Source organism: Stutzerimonas stutzeri, from assembly GCF_024448935.1.
GTDB classification, from domain to species: Bacteria; Pseudomonadota; Gammaproteobacteria; order Pseudomonadales; family Pseudomonadaceae; genus Stutzerimonas; species Stutzerimonas stutzeri_AO.
This window is the reverse complement of the sequence record NZ_JAMOIE010000194.1, coordinates 1-2,337: the sequence shown is the minus strand read 5'-3', so window position 1 is coordinate 2,337 and position 2,337 is coordinate 1. Positions and strand designations below refer to the sequence as shown.

The following is a 2,337-nucleotide window of genomic DNA, read 5'->3' as shown; positions in this document are numbered from 1 at the left end:
ACTTAATTTCACCGGTCTTTATTTTTGCGCCTTCGCCCACTCGAACTGCTTAAAGGCTTGGTCAACCGGTGTTTTGGCAATGTGATTGATGTAGTTGCTCATGGTTTTCTGCGACACCCCAAGAATGACTTCCAGCACCTGACGCTGCTCATAGCCAGCTGCATAGAATGCTTCCAGGTCGGCATCGGCGACTTCGCCACGGTTGCGTACCACGGCCAGGGTGAAGCTGCGCAGCGCTTCCAGGCGGTCGTTGGGTAACGGGGTTTCGTCGCGCAGGGCATTGCTCACTTCGTCCGAAACCTTCATCGCTTTGGCGATACCGGTATGCGCGGGCACACAATAGTGACAGGCGTGTTCCACATTAATGCTCTGCCACACCACGGTTTTTTCTTCCGCGTCGAAGCTGGTGTCGAGAAACAGCGCATGCAGTTTTTTATAGGCATCCAGTACCACTGGCGCCTCAGCCATTACGGCATGCAGGCCCGGAATCATGCCAAAGGCCTTAATGGAGCCATCCAATAGTGGCTTGGCTGCTTCGGGTGCTGAAGACTGATCGTGCAGTTTAAAACTCTTCATGAAAATCGCCTCTCAAGGTAGTGAACGAGCACATTGAACGATTGCTCAACAGCGCCTTCAGGCTAGCTATATTTGAGCGATCATTCAAGCTATAATTGAGCAGTCATTCAGATTGAATCGCTTCAGGCGCCGCCGAAATCGATTGCACCATGCGAGCAGAAATCCATGTCTAGAGTCGCAAAATATGATCGCAATACCGCGCTGGATCAGGCCGTCCGGCTGTTCTGGGAACGTGGTTATTTCGCCTCATCGATGAAGCATATCGAGCAGGCTCTGGATATGCGCCCCGGCAGCCTTTACGCGACCTTCGGCAGTAAAAGTGGCCTGTTTGCCGAAGCGCTGGAGGTCTATGCCCGGCAAGCTGGTGAAGATCTGCAGCGGCAAATTGAAGCGAATCCGTCCGTGCTGGGCGCGCTCAAGGCGCATATTCAATCCCTGGCCTGCGCCTGTACGGCGACCTGCGCGCCCCCGGCCCGGGCCTGCATGATCATCAAGACTCTGCTGGAAGTCGGCGCCCAGGAGCCCGAATTGCAGCGCAAGGTCAATGCACTGCTGGATGCCGTCGAACAAAAATTGAGCGTTCTTCTTGAACTCGCCCGGCAGCGCGGCGAGTTGCGTCCCGAGGTGGATTGCGCCCGCCTGGCGCGCCTGCTGCAAGCGCAGATTATCGGCTTGCGCGCCTTTGCCCAGCGCCAGACGCCGGCCCGGCATGTGCGCGAACTTGCCGAGGATATGGCCGTGCTGCTCGATCAATATGCGCAGCGGCCCGCTGCAGATGTCCATTTGGTTCATTGACCGCAGTCGGTTGGTTGCTGTGTTTAGAGGGTGGGACATCGCCGCCTAGCGGGAGCAAGTCCCGTCCTTGACCTCCCGTTTCGCCTTCGACCCGGAAGAGGGATCGCAGCGTAAAACCGGCCTCGCATATTATTGCAGAGCAGTTGCAGGCGCTGATTGGGCGGCGATGCGATTACCAATCAGAAATAAAGTAAGCGAACATCACAGCAACCGGGTGATTGTCCAGAATCAGAAATACGGGCGTTTCGGCATCCTTCACCAAGGCTTTGAGGAAGCCGATGAAAGCATCCGTATTCATTGTCGCCTCAATGGTTTTGAAACGAAGTTCTCCACGGGGTGAAATGGCAGAAATCATGTTGAGGCTGAAGCGACTGCCGGTATTGCGAATCACCGGCGTTTCCCCAATGGGCACCCAGGTGGTGTCGCTGTGGTAGTCAGAGCGTATGCTGGCCTCGTCACCAAAATAAATCGTGGCACCGATTGCGTGTACGCCGCCGAGCTTAACCTCTCTCGTTGGGTACAGGGATAACATACAAGGTGCGGCGTACCTGAGGGATGGCGCCGACCTCGCCCGGTGTGCAGGCCTGAGCAGGACGAAAAATACGTAGCCTGGCGATGAACAGTAAGCGTTCGGCCAGGCGAGTGGCCGGTGTTTCCTCGGCATCCGGATCATGCCCATAGGCGTCCTCTTGCCCGGCATAATCCTGTTCGGCCTTTTGTGTGACCAGCGCTACTGCCTCGTCCATATCCGGCTGGTGATTGGACTCGGTTCTGAGGATGGATGTGTTGCCGTCTTTGCGATACGCGATGATCCAGGTCGTCATGGATGTCCCTCGTGCCTTAGCGCCTTCGGCGAAACTCGCTCGCCGAGATTGCCGTCGCTTTGGCTGGAGGCGAGTCCGTCGCATCCAGTTCTGCTGCTTGTGCTTGTTGAATCAGCTGCCGGACGGTCTGAACGGGGCAATT

At 56.4% G+C, this 2,337-nt stretch carries 4 protein-coding genes; 1 reads left to right on the top strand and 3 read right to left on the bottom strand.

Going from position 1 to position 2,337, the window contains the following annotated elements; translation table 11 throughout:
- Positions 1 to 18: 18 nt before the first annotated feature.
- Positions 19 to 576 (bottom strand): carboxymuconolactone decarboxylase family protein, encoded by a 558-nt coding sequence (locus NA637_RS24695; RefSeq protein ID WP_256075175.1) that lies wholly within the window; start codon positions 574 to 576, stop codon positions 19 to 21.
- Positions 577 to 741: 165 nt separating this feature from the next.
- Here NA637_RS24695 and NA637_RS24690 point away from each other — a divergent pair, with 165 nt between their 5' ends.
- Positions 742 to 1,371, top strand: coding sequence for a TetR/AcrR family transcriptional regulator (locus tag NA637_RS24690; RefSeq protein ID WP_256075174.1), 630 nt, complete (start codon positions 742 to 744; stop codon positions 1,369 to 1,371).
- Positions 1,372 to 1,543: 172 nt separating this feature from the next.
- Here the strand turns inward: NA637_RS24690 and NA637_RS24685 are convergent, their stop codons facing one another.
- Both NA637_RS24685 and NA637_RS24680 read right to left on the bottom strand, forming a co-directional pair.
- Positions 1,544 to 1,903: a transposase gene (locus NA637_RS24685; protein ID WP_256075173.1), complete on the bottom strand. Its 360-nt coding sequence runs from the start codon at positions 1,901 to 1,903 to the stop codon at positions 1,544 to 1,546.
- On the bottom strand, positions 1,872 to 2,195 hold the full coding sequence (locus NA637_RS24680; protein WP_256075172.1) for a hypothetical protein: 324 nt from the start codon (positions 2,193 to 2,195) through the stop codon (positions 1,872 to 1,874). The genes NA637_RS24685 and NA637_RS24680 overlap by 32 nt, the downstream gene beginning before the upstream one ends.
- Between the last annotated feature and the right edge of the window lie 142 nt (positions 2,196 to 2,337).